General features: G+C 49.3%; 18 protein-coding genes. 14 read left to right on the top strand and 4 right to left on the bottom strand.

The features are described from left to right. The first annotated feature begins 7 nt into the window (after positions 1–7). Entirely contained in the window at positions 8–1378 is a 1371-nt protein-coding gene (locus tag HPC38_RS08815) for a phosphohexomutase domain-containing protein (RefSeq protein WP_208120928.1), read from the top strand. A gap of 103 nt (positions 1379–1481) precedes the next feature. Next, a complete protein-coding gene (galU, locus tag HPC38_RS08820) occupies positions 1482–2372 on the top strand; it encodes a UTP--glucose-1-phosphate uridylyltransferase GalU (protein ID WP_208120929.1) in 891 nt (296 codons plus the stop codon). 61 nt (positions 2373–2433) lie between these two features. Here the strand turns inward: galU and lysS are convergent, their stop codons facing one another. Together lysS and prfB are read right to left on the bottom strand one after the other, a co-directional pair. Beyond that, entirely contained in the window at positions 2434–3942 is a 1509-nt protein-coding gene (gene lysS, locus HPC38_RS08825; RefSeq protein ID WP_208120930.1) for a lysine--tRNA ligase, read from the bottom strand. A 42-nt stretch (positions 3943–3984) separates the two neighbouring features. Further along, positions 3985–5083 (bottom strand): peptide chain release factor 2 gene (gene prfB, locus HPC38_RS08830; RefSeq protein WP_208120931.1). Its coding sequence is split into 2 segments (ribosomal slippage): positions 3985–5007 and positions 5009–5083, totalling 1098 coding nucleotides; the frame shifts between segments, so codons are not numbered across the junction. Positions 5084–5254: 171 nt separating this feature from the next. Between prfB and HPC38_RS08835 the strand changes: the two genes are divergently transcribed. From HPC38_RS08835 to mtnN, 5 genes are read left to right on the top strand one after another with little or no spacing between them, the layout of a single operon-like run. Further along, positions 5255–6085: a formate/nitrite transporter family protein gene (locus HPC38_RS08835; protein WP_208120932.1), complete on the top strand. Its 831-nt coding sequence runs from the start codon at positions 5255–5257 to the stop codon at positions 6083–6085. A 9-nt stretch (positions 6086–6094) separates the two neighbouring features. After that, positions 6095–6781: a bifunctional protein-disulfide isomerase/oxidoreductase DsbC gene (gene dsbC / locus HPC38_RS08840; protein ID WP_208120933.1), complete on the top strand. Its 687-nt coding sequence runs from the start codon at positions 6095–6097 to the stop codon at positions 6779–6781. A gap of 42 nt (positions 6782–6823) precedes the next feature. Next, complete coding sequence (gene recJ, locus HPC38_RS08845) at positions 6824–8533, top strand: single-stranded-DNA-specific exonuclease RecJ (RefSeq protein WP_208120934.1); 1710 nt, start codon at positions 6824–6826, stop codon at positions 8531–8533. Between the two features lie 41 nt (positions 8534–8574). Further along, a complete protein-coding gene (locus HPC38_RS08850; RefSeq protein WP_208120935.1) occupies positions 8575–9327 on the top strand; it encodes a thioredoxin domain-containing protein in 753 nt (250 codons plus the stop codon). Beyond that, a complete protein-coding gene (gene mtnN / locus HPC38_RS08855; protein WP_208120936.1) occupies positions 9327–10016 on the top strand; it encodes a 5'-methylthioadenosine/S-adenosylhomocysteine nucleosidase in 690 nt (229 codons plus the stop codon). Before HPC38_RS08850 ends, mtnN begins: the two co-directional genes overlap by 1 nt. A 38-nt stretch (positions 10017–10054) precedes the next feature. Here the strand turns inward: mtnN and HPC38_RS08860 are convergent, their stop codons facing one another. Continuing rightward, complete coding sequence (locus tag HPC38_RS08860) at positions 10055–10549, bottom strand: YfbU family protein (protein WP_208120937.1); 495 nt, start codon at positions 10547–10549, stop codon at positions 10055–10057. Between the two features lie 13 nt (positions 10550–10562). Then, entirely contained in the window at positions 10563–11309 is a 747-nt protein-coding gene (locus HPC38_RS08865; protein WP_408021851.1) for an MlaA family lipoprotein, read from the bottom strand. Positions 11310–11603: 294 nt separating this feature from the next. Between HPC38_RS08865 and carA the strand changes: the two genes are divergently transcribed. The 7 genes from carA to xerD all read left to right on the top strand — a co-directional run bounded on the left by carA (position 11604) and on the right by xerD (position 20074). Then, positions 11604–12764 carry a glutamine-hydrolyzing carbamoyl-phosphate synthase small subunit gene (gene carA, locus HPC38_RS08870; RefSeq protein ID WP_208120939.1) on the top strand — a complete coding sequence of 387 codons (1161 nt, stop codon included), beginning with the start codon at positions 11604–11606 and terminating at the stop codon, positions 12762–12764. Positions 12765–12801: 37 nt separating this feature from the next. Further along, entirely contained in the window at positions 12802–13635 is an 834-nt protein-coding gene (locus tag HPC38_RS08875) for a PhzF family phenazine biosynthesis protein (RefSeq protein ID WP_208120940.1), read from the top strand. Positions 13636–13685: 50 nt separating this feature from the next. Then, a complete protein-coding gene (locus HPC38_RS08880) occupies positions 13686–14294 on the top strand; it encodes a GNAT family N-acetyltransferase (RefSeq protein ID WP_208120941.1) in 609 nt (202 codons plus the stop codon). Between the two features lies 1 nt (position 14295). Then, complete coding sequence (gene carB / locus HPC38_RS08885) at positions 14296–17490, top strand: carbamoyl-phosphate synthase large subunit (RefSeq protein WP_208120942.1); 3195 nt, start codon at positions 14296–14298, stop codon at positions 17488–17490. A 92-nt stretch (positions 17491–17582) separates the two neighbouring features. Further along, entirely contained in the window at positions 17583–18230 is a 648-nt protein-coding gene (gene grxB / locus HPC38_RS08890) for a glutaredoxin 2 (protein ID WP_208120943.1), read from the top strand. A 9-nt stretch (positions 18231–18239) separates the two neighbouring features. Further along, positions 18240–19163 carry a Dyp-type peroxidase gene (locus tag HPC38_RS08895; protein WP_208120944.1) on the top strand — a complete coding sequence of 308 codons (924 nt, stop codon included), beginning with the start codon at positions 18240–18242 and terminating at the stop codon, positions 19161–19163. Positions 19164–19180: 17 nt separating this feature from the next. Beyond that, a complete protein-coding gene (xerD, locus tag HPC38_RS08900) occupies positions 19181–20074 on the top strand; it encodes a site-specific tyrosine recombinase XerD (protein WP_208120945.1) in 894 nt (297 codons plus the stop codon). Positions 20075–20089 lie beyond the last annotated feature (15 nt).

The raw sequence follows: 20089 nt of genomic DNA on the forward strand, positions 1-20089 counted from the left end.
GTATAAAATGACAAAACTAACTTGTTTTAAAGCCTATGATGTACGTGGTCGCCTTGGTGATGAGCTTAACGAAGACATCGCTTATCGCATTGGGCGTGCTTTTGGGCAGTTCTTACAACCGAAAAATGTGGTTGTGGGTGGGGATGTACGCTTAAGCTCCAAAGAATTAAAAAGCGCACTGACCAACGGCTTGTTAGACGCGGGTGTGGATGTGATTGATCTCGGTCTTACTGGCACAGAAGAAATTTATTTCGCTACATCCTTTTTGGGTGTTGATGGTGGGATTGAAGTGACCGCCAGTCATAACCCAATGGACTACAATGGCTTGAAGTTTGTGCGTGCGGGCTCCCGCCCAATCAGTGCAGACAGCGGCTTAGCGGATATCCAACGATTAGCAGAAGAAAATAATTTCCCAGCAGTGGCTAAACGTGGCGAATATAAACAACATAGCGTACTGCAAGAGTATGTTGACCATCTCCTCACTTATGTTGATTTGGACAATTTCAAGAAAAAACCACTCAAATTAGTGGTTAACTCAGGCAACGGTGCGGCGGGGCATGTGGTTGATGAGCTGGAAAAACGTTTTAAAGCGAAAGCTTTACCAGTGGAATTTATCAAGGTTTACAACAACCCAGACGGCACCTTCCCACACGGCATTCCTAACCCATTGTTGCATGAAAACCGTCAAGACACTATTGATGCTGTGCTGTCCAACAAAGCCGATATGGGCATTGCCTTTGACGGCGATTTCGACCGCTGCTTCTTGTTCGATGAGAACGCAACCTTTATTGAAGGTTACTATGTCGTCGGCCTGTTAGCTCAAGCTTTCTTGCAAAAAAATAAAGGTGCGAAAATTATCTACGATCCACGCCTGATCTGGAACACGGTGGAATTGGTGGAAGAACTCGGTGGCGAGCCAGTGATGTCGAAATCAGGCCACTCATTCATTAAAGAAAAAATGCGCGCCGTTGACGCTGTTTACGGTGGCGAAATGAGTGCGCACCACTACTTCCGAGACTTTTTCTATTGTGATAGTGGTATGATCCCATGGCTTTTAGCGGCAGAACTGCTGTGCACCACAGGCAAATCACTCGGACAATTAGTAGGGGATCGCCTAGAAACCTACCCATCACCAGGGGAAATCAACAGCAAATTGCAAGATGCGAAAGCCGCTATTGCCCGCGTACGCGCGCACTTCGAAAAAGACGCGCTGCGCGTGGATGAAATCGACGGTATCAGCATTGAGTACCTAGATTGGCGCTTCAATTTGCGCAGCTCCAATACTGAGCCTGTGGTGCGATTGAACCTTGAAACTCGCGGTGATAAAGCACTTATGGAACAAAAAACGAAAGAAGTGTTAGATCTCCTGCGCCAATAACCGCACTTTGTCTTAATACGCCACATGATGTGGCGTATTTTTTATTGAGTGTTGGCTAAAACTTGCTAGAATGCAAGCGAGATGTGATCAAAAAGGATTGACAATGAAAGCGATTATTCCTGTAGCTGGTCTGGGCACACGTATGTTGCCTGCCACCAAAGCCATTCCCAAAGAAATGTTAACTATTGTGGATAAGCCATTGATTCAATATGTGGTGACAGAATGTGTTAAAGCGGGTATTAAAGAAATTATTTTAGTAACGCACTCATCAAAAAATTCAATTGAAAACCATTTTGATACCTCCTATGAACTTGAATCCATACTTGAAAAGCGCGTCAAACGTCAATTGCTTGATGAGGTGCGGTCAATTATTCCGCACGATGTTACCATTATGCACGTGCGTCAAGGTTACGCCAAAGGTCTCGGCCACGCCGTGCTGTGCGCCAAGCCGCTAGTGGGCGATGAGCCTTTTGCTGTGGTGCTGCCTGATGTGATTTTGGCGGATTTCACCGCTGATCAAGCCACAGAAAACTTAGCGGCGATGATAAAACGCTTTGAGCAAACCCATGCCAGTCAGATCATGGTTGCCCCCGTAGCGGATGATGAAGTGAGCAACTACGGCATTGTTGATTGCGCAGGCGAAACCTTAAACGAACAGCAACAAAGTGCGGTCATCCGCAACATTGTGGAAAAACCCGCCCCTGAAAAAGCGCCGTCTAATCTTTCGGTTGTTGGCCGCTACGTCTTCTCAGAGAGCATTTGGGCGTTACTAGCCAAAACCCCTGTTGGTGTGGGCGATGAAATCCAACTCACCGATGCGGTGGACATGCTGATCGAAAAAGAGCCCGTCGAGGCCTTTTACATGACTGGCCGCACGTTCGATTGTGGCGATAAACTCGGCTACCTCCAAGCCATCCTCGAATACGGCGTACAACACCCAAAACTCGGCATAGATTTTAAAGCACTCATCAAACAATTTGCCAAGACTTTGTAAGCACAAAAAGCCTAGCTTAACGCTAGGCTTTATCATCACTGCGACTGACCGCACTTTGATTTTAGGCTTTATGCTTCATCGCTGGGAACAAAATGACATCGCGAATCGATGGAGCGTTGGCAAAGAGCATAGCGAGACGGTCGATGCCTAGGCCTTCGCCTGCGGTTGGTGGCAGACCGTGCTCAAGGGCGACTACGAAGTCTTCATCTTTGAACATGGCTTCATCGTCGCCTGCCTCTTTGGCGGCCACTTGGGCATCAAAACGGGCATTTTGATCTTCGGCATCGTTCAGCTCGGAGAAGCCGTTGCCGATTTCGCGACCGCCGATAAAGAGTTCAAAGCGGTCGGTGACCTCTGGGTTGTCGTCGTTGCGACGAGCCAGTGGTGAAATTTCCGCAGGGTGTGCCATTAAGAAGGTCGGTTGAATTAAGTGATGTTCCGCCACTTCTTCGAAGATTGCATTGACCAGGCTGCCCAAGCCCCAGGATTTTTGCACCTCAATGCCTAATTTTTCTGCCACAGCTTTGGCGCGTTCGAGGTCATATAAATCATCTTTCACAATGCCTTTTTCCGCCCCATATTTCAGCACGGCATCGTGCATGGTGATGCGCTCAAACGGCTTGCCGAAGTCGAATTCATACTCGCCATAAGGGACGATGGTTGTGCCGAGAATGTCCAGTGCCAATTGGCGCAACAGCTCTTCGGTGTTGTCCATTAAATCGTGATAGTCAGCATAAGCTTGGTAGTATTCCAACATCGTAAATTCTGGGTTGTGGCGCACTGAAACGCCTTCATTGCGGAAATTGCGATTTAATTCAAACACCCGCTCGAAACCGCCAACCACTAAGCGTTTTAAAAACAGTTCAGGGGCGATGCGCAGATACATATCAATATCGAGCGCATTATGGTGAGTGATAAACGGACGCGCCGACGCACCGCCTGGGATCACTTGCAGCATCGGGGTTTCGACTTCCATAAAGCCTTTGCTGGTGAAGTAGTTGCGAATACCTGCAATCACTTTGGAGCGGATCATAAAGGTGCGGCGAGATTGCTCGTTGCTGATCAGATCAAGATAACGCTGGCGATAGCGCATTTCTTGGTCGGCAAGGCCGTGGAATTTATCTGGCAGTGGGCGCAAGGCTTTGGTGAGCAATTCAACGGCTGAGCAACGCACAGTCAGCTCGCCTGTTTTAGTTTTAAAGAGTGTGCCTTTTGCGCCCATAATATCGCCTAAATCGAGCATCGCCATAAAGTCAGCATATTGCCCTTCAGGCAAAGTGTCGCGAGCGATATAGAGCTGGATTTTGCCACTCATATCAGAAAGCGTCACAAAGCTGGCTTTACCCATTTTGCGTCGTGTCATCACACGCCCCGCAACGGCCACGTCAACCGCACTTTCTTTTAGTTTTTCACCGTCTTCTTGCTCATATTGCGCATGGAGATCGGCTGCCAAACTGTCGCGGCGGAAGGTGTTCGGAAATGCGTTGCCTAGGCTTCGTAATTGGTTTAATTTTTCACGGCGCGCTAACATCTCGCCGTTGAGGTCTAATTCTGAATGTTGGTCTGTCATCATTTTGTCCTGAATCTTGTGGCGGCGAACCGCACTTTTCGGTTACAACCCAGCCTTAAGGCTGGCTTCGATAAATTTGTCTAAATCGCCATCGAGTACGGCTTGGGTGTTGCGATTTTCAACGCCTGTGCGCAGATCTTTAATCCGTGCATCGTCAAGCACATAAGAGCGAATTTGGCTGCCCCAGCCGATGTCGGATTTGCTGTCCTCAAGGGCTTGTTTTTCGGCATTTTGCTTTTGTAGCTCCATTTCATAGAGTTTGGCTTTGAGCTGCTTCATACACTGATCTTTATTTTTGTGTTGTGAGCGGTCGTTTTGACACTGCACCACAATGCCACTCGGTAAGTGGGTGATGCGCACCGCACTTTCGGTTCGGTTAACGTGCTGACCACCTGCTCCTGAGGCGCGATAAACATCAATGCGCAAGTCGGCTGGATTGATCTCAATGTCGATATTGTCGTCCACTTCAGGGTAGACAAACACCGCGCTAAACGAGGTGTGGCGGCGGTTGTTGGAATCAAACGGGCTTTTGCGCACGAGGCGATGAATGCCTGTTTCGGTGCGCAGCCAACCAAAAGCGTATTCACCACTGATTTTAATAGTGGCCGATTTAATGCCTGCAACATCGCCATCGGAGGCTTCCATTAGCTCAGTTTTAAAGCCTTTGCTTTCTGCCCAGCGCAGATACATCCTCAGCAGCATTTCCGTCCAATCTTGCGCCTCAGTACCACCAGAACCTGCTTGCAAATCCACATAGCAATCGCTTGCGTCTTGCTCGCCACTGAACATTCGGCGAAATTCGAGCTTTGCGATCTGTTGCTCTAACTGTGCCAGTTCTGTGACAGCCTCGTTGAATGTTTCTTCATCATCGGCCTCGATGGCGAGTTCTAATAAGCCGTCTACATCCTCCAGCCCCTGTTCGAGCTGTTTAATGGTATTAACTACACTCTCTAAACTCGCCCGCTCTTTGCCGAGTGCTTGCGCTTTTTCAGGCGTGTTCCACACATCGGGCAGCTCTAGCTCAGCGTTGACCTCTTCTAGGCGTTCGACTTTGACATCAAAGTCAAAGATACCCCCGAAGGACACGAGTGCGTTCGCTGATGTCTTTTATTTGGTTTTTAATTGGGTTTATTTCAAACATAATTAACAGTTTATCAGGGATCATAAGGGGATAATTATAAGCTAAATTCATTTTTTTTGATAGATGAAATTTAACTGAGTAAAATACTAAACTTTTTAATTTTGGACGAAGTTGTGCTATAGTTTGCGCACTTTTTTGAAATGCAATGACAACCCTGATAGTAGGAGCAATATGAAATCAGAGTTAAGCAACAGTAAATTGTCCTACCGCGATCGTATGGCGGTAGAAGAACACGAGCGTTTAAGCCCGCGTTTGCTATATGAAATTATTCGCCAAGATGGGATTGAAGAGCTGTCCCGCCCGACCAAAGCGTTGGTATTTTCTGGCATCACTGCTGGGCTTGTAATCACATTTTCCTTTATTTTCAAGGCGGTATTCACAGCCTACATGCCAGATGTTATTTGGTCTCCCTTGATTAGCAATATGGGATACACGGTAGGATTTTTGCTGGTGATTTTGGGGCGCATGCAGCTGTTTACAGAAAATACGATTACCACTGTGGTGCCATTATTTAACCCATTGAGTCTAAAAAAGATCATTGCAGTATCGAAGTTGTGGATTACAGTGTTTGCTGCCAATCTGGTTGGTACGGCAATCGCAGCATTTTTCTTGCAAAATCATCATGTGTTCAACCCTGAGTTTGTGCAGGCGATGAACGAAATTGCGCAGCATGTGGCGCATATGTCGGTGAGTGATAATATTTTCCGCGGCATTCCAGCAGGCATTTTGATTGCCTCGATTGTGTGGATGATGCCAACGGTGGGCAACGGCAAATTTGCCATGATCTTTTTCTTTATCTATTTGATTGCCTTAGGTGATTTCACTCACGTTGTGGTGGGCTCGGCGGAAATGGCCTATTTAGTGATGCAAGGACAGGCGAATTTGTATGACTATTTTGTTACCTTTTTAGGTCCGACCGCACTTGGGAATATTTTGGGTGGCACAGTGGTGTTCACGTTGATGATTTATGGTCAGGTGACTGACGAAATTGGACGAAAATAAGGATATTGCATGAAAAAATTAGCGCTTGCATTAGCTGTGAGTATTGCAGCAACCTCAGCGTTAGCTGGAGAACTTGAAAATAAGCTGACCAATCTGGGCATGACCAACATTGATATTCAAGCCACACCGTTGGCGGGCATTAAAGCGGCGATTACTGATCAAGGTGTGTTTTATGTCAGCGAAAATGGCGATTATGTGCTGCAAGGGGATCTGATTAAAATTAAGCCGAATGGCGATTTTGAAAATCTCAAAGAAAAATTGTTGCTCGGTAAACTAAATGCGATGGAAAAGGACATGATTGTTTATCCAGCTAAGCAGCAGAAATACGTCGTAACCGTATTTATGGATATTACCTGCCATTACTGTCATTTGTTGTTTCAACAGATTAAAGAGTATAACGATTTGGGTATCACCGTACGTTTCTTAGCCTTTCCACGCGGTGGCTTGAGTGCAAAATCGGCGCAACAAATGGAAGCTATTTGGGTGGCTAAAGATCGTAATGAAGCCTTAAATAAAGCGGAAAATGGCGAGCTGCCGAAAAATTTAGTGAAAGCGAATGTGGTGGCGAAGCAATACGCACTCGGTTTGCAATATGGCGTACAAGGCACGCCGACGATTGTCACCGACACTGGCACCGTGCTGGGCGGGTATTTAAAGCCAAAAGAGTTACTTAAAGCATTAGACAGCGAGCATTAATGACCAAACCCTGCATCGCAGGGTTTATTTTTAAGGATCACCGTGAATAAACGCATTCAACGTCGCACGCCATCGCAGCATACTGTTTGTGATGACCCTTTGCTTAATCGGATTTACACTAGCCGTGGCGTCACCTGCGACGACGCGCTTGACCGCACTTTGCCGTCGCTTTTGCCACCCCATGCGCTCACGGGTATTGAAAGTGCGGTCGAGTTGCTTAAAACCGCACTTTTAGCACAATCTCGCGTTGTAATTGTGGGGGATTTCGATGCCGATGGCGCCACTTCTACCGCCTTGGCGGTACGTGCGCTGCGTATGCTTGGCTTTGCCCATGTGGATTATTTGGTGCCTAACCGCTTTGAGCAAGGTTACGGCTTGAGTGTGGCCGTTGCCAAAATGGCATTTGATAAGGGCGTGGATTTGCTTATCACCGTGGATAACGGCGTGTCGTCGCTTGACGGCGTGGCGTGGTGCAAAGCTCACGGTATTTCGGTGCTGATAACCGACCATCATCTTCCGCCAGAGACGTTGCCTGCAGCGGATGCGATTGTTAACCCGAATTTGACCGATTGTCCATTTCCTTCAAAATCGCTCGCTGGCGTTGGCGTCACCTTCTATGTGATGTTGGCGCTGCGCAGTGCATTGCGAACACAAGGCGCATTTGATGGGCAGCGCGTCCCCAATTTTGCCGATTTACTCGATTTGGTCGCGCTCGGTACGATTGCGGATGTGGTGCCGTTGGACAAAAATAACCGCACTTTGGCTTTTCAAGGGTTACAGCGCATTCAAGCAGGACATTGTTGCATGGGCATCAAAGCACTGGTGGAAGTGGCTAAGCGCAACCTTGCAAGCCTCACAGCCAGTGATTTGGGTTTTGCGATTGCCCCACGGCTTAATGCTGCAGGGCGGCTGGATAATATGAGTGTTGGCGTAGAGCTGCTGCTCAGTGATGACATGGCGCACGCGCGTAGCCTCGCGCAAGATCTTGATGATCTCAACCAAACCCGTAAAAGCATCGAGCAAGGCATGAAACAAGAGGCGATGGTGGTGTGTGAGCGCTTAAGCGCCCTGGATAATTTGCCGATGGCGCTGGCGTTGTATCAAGAAGACTGGCACCAAGGTGTGCTGGGGATTTTGGCTTCACGCATTAAGGATCATTTTCATCGCCCCGTGGTGGCATTCACGCAAGATCAAGAGGGTATTTTAAAAGGCTCTGCACGCTCGATTGAAGGCATTCATATGCGCGATGTGCTTGAGCGCATTGATCAAACGCACCCCGATATGATTTTACAATTTGGCGGGCACGCTATGGCGGCAGGGTTGAGCATTCGCCAAGCCCGTTTTGATGATTTTCAACACGCGTTGAACCAAACCGTGACTGCACTTTTAACACCAGAACAGTTGATCTCTGTGATCTGGACTGACGGCGAGCTGAGCGCAGCAGACTTCTGCCTTGAAACCGCCGAAAAACTGCAAGCGGCAGGTCCGTGGGGGCAGGCCTTTCCTGAACCGCTGTTTGACGGTGAATTTATCCTCTTACAACAGCGGCTGCTGGCGGGGCGACACCTAAAAATGCTGGTTCAGCCAGCGGTGAGCAACCAACTGTTTGATGCGATTGCGTTTAATGTTGATCCGCAACTTTACCCTGATTTTTCCATTAAACGTGCACGTTTAGTTTATCGTTTGGATATTAATGAATATCAAGGGAGACGGAATTTGCAATTGATCGTTGATACTCTACAACCGCTGTAAAATGCGCTAGAATAGATCCGATTGTACAACAGGAACGCCCCATGAACATTTTCAGCCATATCGCTCGCATTGTTATTTTAACCACCTGCCTGATGGGGGGGGTACTTGCGGCTGTGCCATCTGGCGAGGCAAAGGGTGAAAGTGCGGTCAATGAGCAAAGTGCGGTTGCGCAGCCTGCGCAAACTCCGTCAAGCCAGCCAGCCAAAGGTGTGGTGTTTAAAGATGGCAAAGATTTTTTCTCTTACAAAGACCCGATAGCACTTGAACCCAAAGCGGGTGATGATCGCATTGAGATTAGCCTTTTTTTTACATACGAATGTCCGTATTGCTCGACCGCGTATGATAATTTGATTTTGTATCAACGCCTGCACGATGAGCAAGTTGTGCTTAATGTTTATCCTGTGGCGCTCAGCACCGCACTTTTTAGTGCCAATGTGTTCAACGGCTTGGTGGCAATGGATAAACGCGATTTAGCGGAGTTACTGATTTTTGATAGCGCCGTGAATCAAGGTAAAACCTCATTGGTGGATGCCAAAAATCTGTATTATTGGCTTGTTGAGCATGATATTTCACCTGACGCCTTTTTAACGATGTTACGCTCTGATCTTATTGTTGAACAGGCTAAACAAGCTGTTGAGCGCTCAGAGCGTTATGGCGTATTTACTGTGCCGTTTGTGGTGATTAATGGCGAGTATGTGCTTACACGCAGCACATTATATAATGATGACTACACGTTTGCCGTATTAGATTATCTTATTTCCCATATTTTAAATCGTAAAACAGAGCAAAAGTAATGAGCATTGCAATTATCGGCGCGATGGCGCAAGAAATTGAGATTTTATTAAGCGCCATGCACAATGTGCAGCAAGAAAATATTGGCAACAGTACCCTTTATCAAGGCATATTAGGTGAAAAACACGTGGCGCTGGTGCAATCAGGCATTGGTAAAGTGGCGGCTGCCATGGCCACGACCGCACTTTTACTGAAAGCACAACCGAGCGTGGTGATCAATACAGGCTCGGCTGGCGGCATCGACCCGCGCCTAAATGTGGGCGATGTGGTGATTTCAACTCAAACAGCGCACCACGATGTGGATGTCACCGCATTTGGGTACGCCGCAGGGCAATTGCCAGCCAACCCTGCGCGTTTTGACAGCGATGAAAAACTGCTTGCGCTCAGTGAGCGCGTGTTGCGCGAGCAAGGGCAAAGTGCGGTGCGTGGGCTGATTTGCAGTGGCGATATGTTTTGCAATGGCGAGGCGCAAATTGCGCGTATCAAAGCAGATTTCCCTGATGCGATTGCGGTGGAAATGGAAGCGGCGGCGATCGCGCAAGTTTGCCACGCTTTCGGCACGCCGTTTATCGTGATTCGCGCGATTTCCGATGTGGCCGACAAAATCTCTCACCTGTCGTTCGATGAATTTTTACCGCTTGCTGCCAAGCAATCTTCGCACATGGTGCAGGCACTTATCAACGCGCTTTAAATCAATAAAAGTGCGGTAAGATAACCGCACTTTGCATATTAGGCATTCAATACTTGTTTAATTTCTGCAAGGCTTAAGTGGAATTTGCGTGGGCATTGATTCCATGCGTCGAGCATTTTCACATATTTATCCCACATAGGTGTTTGTGCGTCGCAGCCGTTCGGGCATTGCACCAATTCGCGGAAGTTTTTGTCCGTTTGCGCTACAAAGCCGAGGTAGTTGAGGTATTTTTTCTCACGAATGCCGCAATAGCCTAGGAACTTCAAGCGGTGTGCGGTTAAATCGCCTTTATCTGCAAGGTTGTTGTAGGAGACTTGCAAGGCTTGATACATTTCCAGGGTAGCGCGCACAGTGTTGCATTCTTCTTCACTTAACTCACTGAAATCTTTATATAATTCTTTCATTTCCAGTTTGTAGCCGCCTTGAATAATGCGTTGCATACGTTTATATTTTTCGGCGTTGTTTTGGTCTAATAATGCCATCAATTCGTATTGATTGACTAAAATCAGGCGTTGGGTCAGGGTGATTTCCATGTATTAATCCTTCTTAATCTACGTCGTTTATTACATCGTTTGAGAGTTGTTCTTGAGCGTCTTGTGCGCTTTTGCCGTCGTGAATTTTAAATTCCAAGTTTTGGAAATAGGCCTCACGCACGGTTAAGTATGGGTCTTGTGAGCGCTCGAGCACAGCATCTTGGCTGAGCAATTTAGCACGGGTGTCGATGGCTTGAATGCCCGTTTTTAACCAAGACCACGGTCCGAGCATCGACAGTGTTGGATAGGTGTAATCCACCAAGCGCCCGAGATCTTGACGCGGCGTGGCTGGCCCATAAAGCGGCAGCATCACATAAGGACCACTGCCTACGCCCCAGGTGCCGAGCGTGTCACCAAAAGTGCGGTTGCCCGTGATTTGCAGTGGCTCGCTTGCGCTGGCGATGTCCATAAAGCCGAACAGGCCGAAAATCGAGTTGATCCAAAAACGGTTGAAATGCACCATTGCTTTTTGGAACTCGCCTTCAAGCAGTCGGTTGACAAAGCTGGCGGGCTCATCAAGGTTGTTTGCTGCGTTGGTCAGCGCGGTGGTTAGCGGTTTTGGCACATGGTTTTTCCAGCCTTGCGCGACGGGCTTGAGCAAATACGGGTCAGCTACTTTGTAGTTGAAATCCCACATTGTGCGGTTGAAGCTTTCCAGTGGGTCTGGTCGCTCGCCAGTGACTGGGTCAATTTGTGACGAGCAGCTCGCTAGCGCAAGCGTCATCAGCACACTGGCGCAGAGCCATTTGAATTTCGACAAAAACATCTATCACCTCTTTTGATTAGTGTGGTTATTTTAGCAAGTTTGCGCGCAAAGCACAGCAGAAAATTTTAGCGTGATTTATACTTGCATGTTACCCAAATGTTAAGCATAATAATTCAATATTGTGAATAAAAATTTAAATCACAGCAAGGCTTGAATTCTGTAATGTTGTCCATTACAATGATTTGCTCAATTTTGCTACAGTTGTAGCCGTTTCGACCTGAACTCGATGCGTTGGGCCTAGGGCTTTGCTCTTGACACACAACCACAACACCATTCAGGGAGAGCGTTATGTCTAAACCTGCTATTTTAGTGCTGGCTGATGGAACGGTGTTCCACGGCACGGCCATTGGTCATCTTGGCGTAAGCGTGGGCGAGGTGGTGTTCAATACCGCCATGACGGGCTATCAAGAAATTCTCACCGATCCTTCCTACACCAAGCAACTTGTCACCTTAACCTATCCGCACATTGGCAACACTGGCACCAACGACGAAGACACCGAATCCAACCAGGTGTATGCCAGTGGCTTGATCATCCGCGATTTGCCGCTGACGCACAGCAACTTCCGCGCGACACAAAGCTTAAGCGAGTATTTGCAAGCCAACAAAGTGGTGGCGATTGCGGATATTGATACCCGCGCGCTCACTCGCAAACTGCGTGATAAAGGCGCCCAAGCGGGCTGCATTATGACCTGCGATATTGATGGGCAAAAAGCGCTCGAGCTGGCGAAAGCTTTTGGGTCGATGGCGGGGAAAGATTTGGCAAAAGAGGTTAGCTGCGCAAAACCGTATGAATGGACGCAAGGCCAATGGGCGCTGGGGCAAGGTTTCAAACAACCTTTAGGCGCACAGTTCCATGTGGTAGCCTATGACTTTGGTGTGAAACACAATATTTTGCGCATGCTCGCCGAACGGGGCTGCCGCATTACCGTTGTGCCCGCACAAACGCCTGCGCAAACCGTGCTAGCCTATAACCCTGACGGCATTTTTCTCTCCAATGGCCCAGGCGACCCTGAGCCGTGTGATTATGCTATTGAGAATATTAAAACCTTATTACACAGCAAAAAACCGCTCTTTGGGATTTGCCTTGGGCATCAATTGTTGGCGCTGGCAATGGGCGGCAAAACGCGCAAAATGACATTTGGCCACCACGGTGCGAATCACCCTGTGCAAGATCTTGACAGCCAACAGGTGTTTATCTCCAGCCAAAATCACGGCTTTGAAGTGGACGAAACCAGCTTGCCAGAGAATGTGCGCATCACCCACCGCTCGTTATTTGACAACTCCGTGCAAGGGCTGGCGCTGACCACACAATCGGCGTTTTCATTCCAAGGGCACCCTGAGGCCAGCCCTGGTCCACACGATTTGGGCGGCTTATTTGATAAATTTATCCACGAAATGGACAGGCTACGCCACACCCACACCGCGGCCAGCTATGTGGTGCGGTACTGACTGCAAAGTGCGGTCAGCCGCATAATAGAGGAAGCCTATGCAGACTTACGCCTATGTTATCGTCAATGTTTTTGCAACGAGCCATTTCGGCGGCAATCCGTTAGCGGTGTTCCCTGAAGCAGAGGGGCTGGATGACGCGACCATGCAGCTCATTGCGCGGCAATTTAATTTATCGGAAACGGTGTTTGTGCAGCAGGCAGAGAGCCAAAGTGCGGTCAAGAAATTGGCGATTTTTACCCCCGAGTACGCATTGCCCTTTGCTGGGCACCCGACATTGGGCGCAGCTTTTGTGTTGCACCAACGGTTAAATTTGCCGACACAGTATCAGCTGGAAACGCAAGCGGGATTGGTGGAGATTGTGCATCAAAAGGCACAAGTCACCTTTGGCTTGCGCAACTCAATTTGCGTTACACCAAGTGCCATTTCGTCAGCGCAAATGGCGGATATGCTGGGGTTAGTGCCTGATGATATTGTTGGTGATGTGGTCAACGTGAACACGGGCACCGCGCAAACCTTAGTGCAATTAAGCAGCGCCAAAGCGGTTAATGCGTGCCGAATTGCAACCGCACTTTTCTTGTCGCACTTCGCCTGCCATGCGCTTTATGTGTGGCACGAAAGCCAAGGGGAGGTGATATCGCGCCTGTTTTTTGCGCAACACGGCGCGGTGTTGGAAGACCCTGGCACAGGCTCTGCGGCGGCGAATCTTGGTGGTTGGGCCATTAAACACCAACGCACGCCACTGACGTGGCAAATTGCTCAAGGCGATGTGATTAACCGCCCCAACAGGCTGTCGTTAACGGTGGACAGGGAACATACCATCTGGGTGGGTGGCAATGTGATTGAAGTGGCCAATGGCACGTTTTTTGTTTAGCCATTCGGTTCAAGCCGCACTTTGATGGAAAGTGAATGAAAAGGACGATTATGCATCAAAATTTCGATACACCCGTCATTTTAAGTGATAACAAAGTGCGGTTGCGCCCACTGAGAGGGCAGGATTTCGAGGCGTTTATGCGCATTGCAAAAGATTGCCCAAACACATGGCGTTATTCTCTTGCCAACCCTGCGCAAAGTGAGCAGGCGATGTGTGATTATATCCAAACCGCACTTGCCACTAAGGAAAAGGGTACGGCGTATCCGTTTGTTGTCGAGCTGTGTGAAACAGGCGAGGTGGTTGGCAGTACCCGTTTTTATGAGATTGATCCCGCACGACAAAGCCTTGCTATTGGCTACACATGGCTGCATGAAAACGTGCGCGGGTCGAGCATTAATAAACGCATAAAATTTTTGATGTTGGAGTATGCATTTTGCCAACTGCAAGCCGCGCGGGTGACCTTTTATGCCGATGCCCGCAATGAGGTGAGCCTAAACGCCATGAAAAGCATTGGCTGCACATTGGAAGGGGTGTTGCGTGAAAACGTGCAAGCCCCCGACGGCACCCGCCGCAACTCCGCAGTGCTGAGCATATTGGCTCACGAGTGGCAAGACAAATTACGCACGCAATTATGGGATAAAATTGAAGGAAAACAGTGAGATGCCAAAACGTACAGACATAAACAGTATTTTAATTATCGGGGCAGGCCCGATTGTGATTGGGCAGGCGTGTGAGTTTGATTACTCTGGCGCGCAGGCGTGCAAGGCGCTGCGGGAAGAGGGCTACCGCGTGATTTTGGTCAACTCCAACCCTGCGACCATTATGACTGACCCCAACATGGCGGATGCCACCTATATTGAGCCGATCCGCTGGGAAACGGTGGAGAAAATCATTGAACGTGAACGACCTGATGCGATCTTGCCCACCATGGGCGGGCAGACCGCACTTAACTGTGCGTTGGATTTGGCAAAACATGGCGTATTGAAAAAATACAACGTGGAGCTGATTGGCGCGACGGAAGATGCCATTGATAAAGCGGAAGACCGTGGGCGCTTTAAAGAAGCGATGGCGAAAATTGGCTTGAATACGCCAAAATCCTTTGTGGCACACACCTTTGAAGAGGCTTGGCAAGCGCAAAGTGCGGTCGGCTTTCCAACCTTGATTCGCCCGTCGTTCACCATGGGCGGCAGCGGCGGCGGAATTGCCTACAACCGCGATGAGTTTCAAGCTATTTGTGAGCGGGGCTTTGACGCTTCACCAACCCACGAACTGCTGATCGAGCAATCGGTGCTGGGCTGGAAAGAGTATGAAATGGAAGTGGTGCGAGATAAGGCCGATAACTGCATTATCATTTGCTCGATTGAAAACCTCGATGCCATGGGCGTGCACACGGGGGATTCGATCACCGTGGCGCCCGCGCAAACCTTGACTGATAAAGAATACCAAATTATGCGCAACGCCTCGCTTGCCGTGCTGCGGGAAATTGGCGTGGATACAGGTGGCTCGAACGTGCAATTTGCTATTAATCCTGAAAATGGCGAGATGATCGTGATTGAAATGAACCCGCGCGTGAGCCGCTCTTCTGCGCTGGCATCTAAAGCCACGGGCTTTCCGATTGCCAAAGTGGCAGCCAAATTGGCGGTGGGTTACACTTTAAACGAGCTGCGTAATGACATCACTGGCGGGTTGATTCCCGCCTCGTTTGAGCCGTCGATTGACTATGTGGTGACCAAAGTGCCGCGCTTTGCCTTTGAAAAATTCCCACAAGCGGACGACCGCCTCACCACCCAAATGAAATCGGTCGGCGAGGTGATGGCGATGGGGCGTACCTTCCAAGAGTCGCTTCAAAAAGCGCTGCGTGGTTTGGAAACGGGCATTTGTGGCTTTAATCTCAAAACTGAAGATACCGAAAAACTGCGCACAGAGCTTTCCAACCCAGGCCCTGAGCGAATTCTCTATGTGGCGGACGCACTGGCCAGCGGTTGGTCAATTGATGAGGTGTATCATTACAGCAAAATCGACCCGTGGTTTTTAGTGCAAATTCGTGATTTGGTGCAAGACGAGCTGGCACTGGAGCAAAAAACGCTCGCCGATCTGGATTATCACGAATTACGTCGCTTAAAACGCAAAGGCTTTGCCGACAAGCGCATTGCCCAGTTGGTGAAATGTGATGAAAGTGCGGTGCGCGCCAAACGTGGCGAACTGGGGCTACACCCTGTGTATAAACGGGTGGACACTTGCGCAGCGGAGTTCACCTCAGACACGGCGTATCTCTATTCCACCTATGAGCAAGAGTGCGAATCTCGCCCAACCGATCGCAAAAAAGTGATGATTTTAGGTGGCGGCCCGAATCGCATTGGGCAAGGGATTGAGTTTGATTACTGCTGTGTGCACGCCGCCCTTGCGCTTAAAGAGGCGGGCTTTGAAACCATTATGGTCAACTGCAACCCTGAAACCGTCTCAACCGATTTCGACACCGCCGACAGGCTCTATTTTGAACCCTTGACGCTCGAAGAAGTGCTGGAAATCGTACGCATTGAAAATCCGTATGGCGTGATTGTGCATTACGGCGGGCAAACACCACTTAAACTGGCCAGCGCGCTGCACGAAAACGGCGTACGCATTATCGGCACCTCCGCCGACAGTATTGATGCCGCTGAAGATCGCGAGCGCTTCCAGCACATTTTGCAGCAGCTCAATCTTAAGCAGCCTGAAAACCGTATTGCGCACAGCAGCGAGCAGGCGTTAACGCTGGCACAAGAAGTGGGTTATCCGCTGGTGGTGCGCCCGTCTTATGTGCTCGGTGGGCGCGCGATGCAAATTGTCTATAACGACGATGAACTACTGCGCTATATGCGCGAGGCGGTGAAAGTCTCCGACGATAGCCCAATTTTGCTTGACCACTTCCTCAACGACGCCATCGAGGTGGACGTGGATTGTATCTGTGACGGGCAAGAGGTGGTGATTGGCGGCATTATGCAACACATTGAGCAAGCGGGCATTCACAGCGGTGACTCGGCCTGCTCGCTGCCGCCGTATTCCTTGAGTGATGAAATTCAAGATGAAATCCGCCGCCAAACCGTGGCGATGGCCAAGGCCCTCAACGTGGTGGGCTTGATGAACGTGCAATTTGCCGTCAAAGCAGGCGATGTTTATGTGCTCGAAGTCAATCCACGCGCTTCACGCACCGTGCCGTTTGTCTCCAAAGCCACTGGCGTGCCACTGGCGAAAATCGCCGCCAAAGTGATGGCGGGCATCTCGCTGGCTGAACAAGGCGTGCTGAAGGAAACCATACCGCACTTATATAGCGTGAAAGAAGCGGTGTTCCCATTTATCAAATTCCCAGGCGTAGACACTATTTTGGGGCCAGAAATGCGCTCCACGGGTGAAGTGATGGGTGTGGGTGAAACCTTTGCCGAAGCCTTTGTAAAAGCGCAACTCGGTGCGGGTGAGCGTCTGCCAGCCTCGGGTAAAATCTTCCTCTCCGTGGTGGACAGCGACAAAGCCAAATTGGTGCCATTGGCCAAAGCGCTGCAACAACTCGGCTACGGCTTGTGCTCAACCCGCGGCACTGCGCGGTTTTTGTGTGAGCAAGGCTTAGGTGTGCAAATTGTTAACAAAGTGCGCGAAGGCCGCCCGCATATTGTTGATGCCATCAAAAACGGCGAGATTGCGATGATCATCAACACCGCAGGCGCCCAGCCAGAATCGGTTGCCGACAGCCACTCAATTCGCACCAGCGCACTGCAAATGCGTATCCCGCTTTACACCACCATCGCTGGTGGCGAAGCGCTCAGCCAAGGGCTAGAAAGTTTACGCCAAACCCAAGTTTACCGCCTGCAGGATATGCACTAAGTGAAAGTGCGGTTTAACCGCACTTTTGTTAAGGTTTCAAAAACGCGCCAATTCCTTTATGATATAAAAAACAACCAACCAGTGAGGCGAATATGAAACTGTATGTGTATGAACATTGCCCGTATTGTGTCAAGGCGATGATGATCTTTGGGTTGAAAAAGGTGCCCTATGAAAAAGTCATTTTGATGGAAGATGATGTGGATACGCCAACTAATATGGTGGGCAGCAAAGTTGTTCCGATTTTAGAGAAAGATGACGGCACGTTTATGCCTGAAAGCATGGACATCGTGCATTTTATTGATAATCTCGATGGCAAGCCATTGGTCACGGGGGAAAGTGTACCTGCGATTGCGCAGTGGCAAGCCGAGCACCGTGAAACCGTCAACAGCCTGCTTTATCCGCGCTTTGCTAATGCACCTTTCCCTGAGCTGAAAACCGATGCGGCGTATGATCGCTATGTGCAGCGCATGACAGGTAAAGTCGGGGATTTGGATAAATTGCTCGATTTCACACCGCACTTTGTCACCCAGCTTAACAGGGCACTGGTGTTTTTAGACAGCTTGATTGTCTCCCCTGAGGCGGTCAATGGCGAGTTGTCAGAAGATGACTTCCATCTTTTTGCCAGCCTGCGCTCGCTCACGTTGGTTAAAGGCCTTCAGTTCCCTGAAAAAATTGATGCCTATGTGCGCACTATGGCGAAAAAATCAGATGTTGCACTGCTTGATGGTATGGCGCTTTAGGGAGGAATTATGAGTATTAACTCACAGAAAGTTTTAGATAATCCGAATAATAATACGGTGTTTATGGTGTGGAATTTTCGCGCGGGTGAGGACATTCAACCGCACTTTCAACGCCTGTGTAGCTTGGTGGTCAATCTCAATCACAGTATTGAAACGCGCTTTCCGAATACGCAAGCCAGTGTGGTGCTTGGTATCGGGTTTGAGGCGTGGGCATTGCTGGATTTGCCAAAACCTCTGCCTAAACAGTTTGAAAAATTTGTGGAAATTAAAGGGCAAAAGCACACCGCTGTGTCTACCCGTGGTGATTTACATTTGCACATTCGTGCTCAAGACCCGAGCTTATGTATTGATTTGGCAACACAAATTAGCGATGTGCTCAACCCTGTGGCGGAGTGTGTGGAAGAAGTCCACGGCTTTCGTTATTGGGACGGGCGCAGTATCTTAGGCTTTGTGGACGGCACCGAAAACCCACAAGGCGAAGCGCGCGCCTTTTTTGGCATGATTGGCGAGGAAGACCCTGACTACCAAGGCGGCAGCTATCTTTTCGTGCAAAAATACATTCACGATATGCAGGCGTGGCGCGCTTTGCCAGTGAGTGAGCAAGAAAAAGTGATCGGGCGCTCGAAGGTTGATGACATCGAAATGAGCGATGAGGAAAAGCCGAGCAATGCCCACTCTGCGCTGGCGAATGTGGGTGATGATTTCAAAGTGGTGCGGGATAATATGCCCTTTGGCAACACCGCCAATAACGAAATGGGCACCTATTTTATCTGTTATGCCAGTTCGTTTGACACAGTGAAAAAAATGCTGACCAATATGTTCATCGGCGATCCTGTGGGCAATTCCGACCGCATTTTGGACTTCAGCACCGCCAAAACGGGCACGCTGTTTTTTGTGCCAACGGAAGATATGCTCGGCGATTTCGCAGGCTAAGGTAAAGTGCGGTTAGCATGAACGACAAAATGCTGCTAGAGCTTTTTTTAAATGAGCTGTGGCTTGAGCAAGGGCTGTCGCAAAATACCATCGCCTCTTATCGTTTGGATTTGACCGCACTTTTTCATTGGTGCAAAGAAAATCACCGCACGGTGTTCAATGTTGACAGCCACGACCTGCAAACCTTTCTCGGCGAGCGCCTTAAACAAGGTTATAAAGCCACCAGTTCGGCGCGAATGCTCAGTAGCTTACGCAAATTTTTTCTTTATTTAGAACGTGAGAAACAGCGCGCGGACAACCCCTGCGCGGTGTTGCAATCGCCGAAATTGCCATCACGCTTGCCGAAATCGCTCACCGAAGGGCAGGTGAGTGATTTGCTCAATGCGCCCGCCACCGACGAGCCGCTGGAGCTGCGCGACAAAGCTATGCTGGAGCTGCTTTATGCCACAGGGCTGCGAGTGAGCGAATTGGTGTCGCTGACATTAGACAGCATCAGCCTCAATCAAGGCGTGGTGCGCGTGATCGGCAAAGGCAACAAAGAGCGGTTGGTACCGATGGGCGATGAAGCCAATTTTTGGATTCGGGAATTTATTATTTATGGGCGAGATGTACTGCTCAATGGCACAAGTTCAGATGTATTATTTCCTAGTCGGAGAGGGCAGCAGATGACCCGCCAAACCTTTTGGCATCGCATCAAGCATTATGCTTTGCGCGCGGATATCAATCAAAACAGCCTCTCACCGCATGTGTTGCGCCACGCCTTTGCGACCCATTTGGTCAATCACGGCGCGGATTTGCGGGTGGTGCAAATGCTGCTTGGCCACAGCGATCTCTCCACCACCCAAATTTACACCCATGTTGCCAACGAACGGCTGAAAAAGCTCCATGCTAAATTCCATCCACGGGGGTAAAAGTGAAGTGCGATT

Source organism: Spirabiliibacterium pneumoniae, from assembly GCF_014884995.1.
Taxonomy (GTDB): Bacteria; Pseudomonadota; Gammaproteobacteria; order Enterobacterales; family Pasteurellaceae; genus Spirabiliibacterium; species Spirabiliibacterium pneumoniae.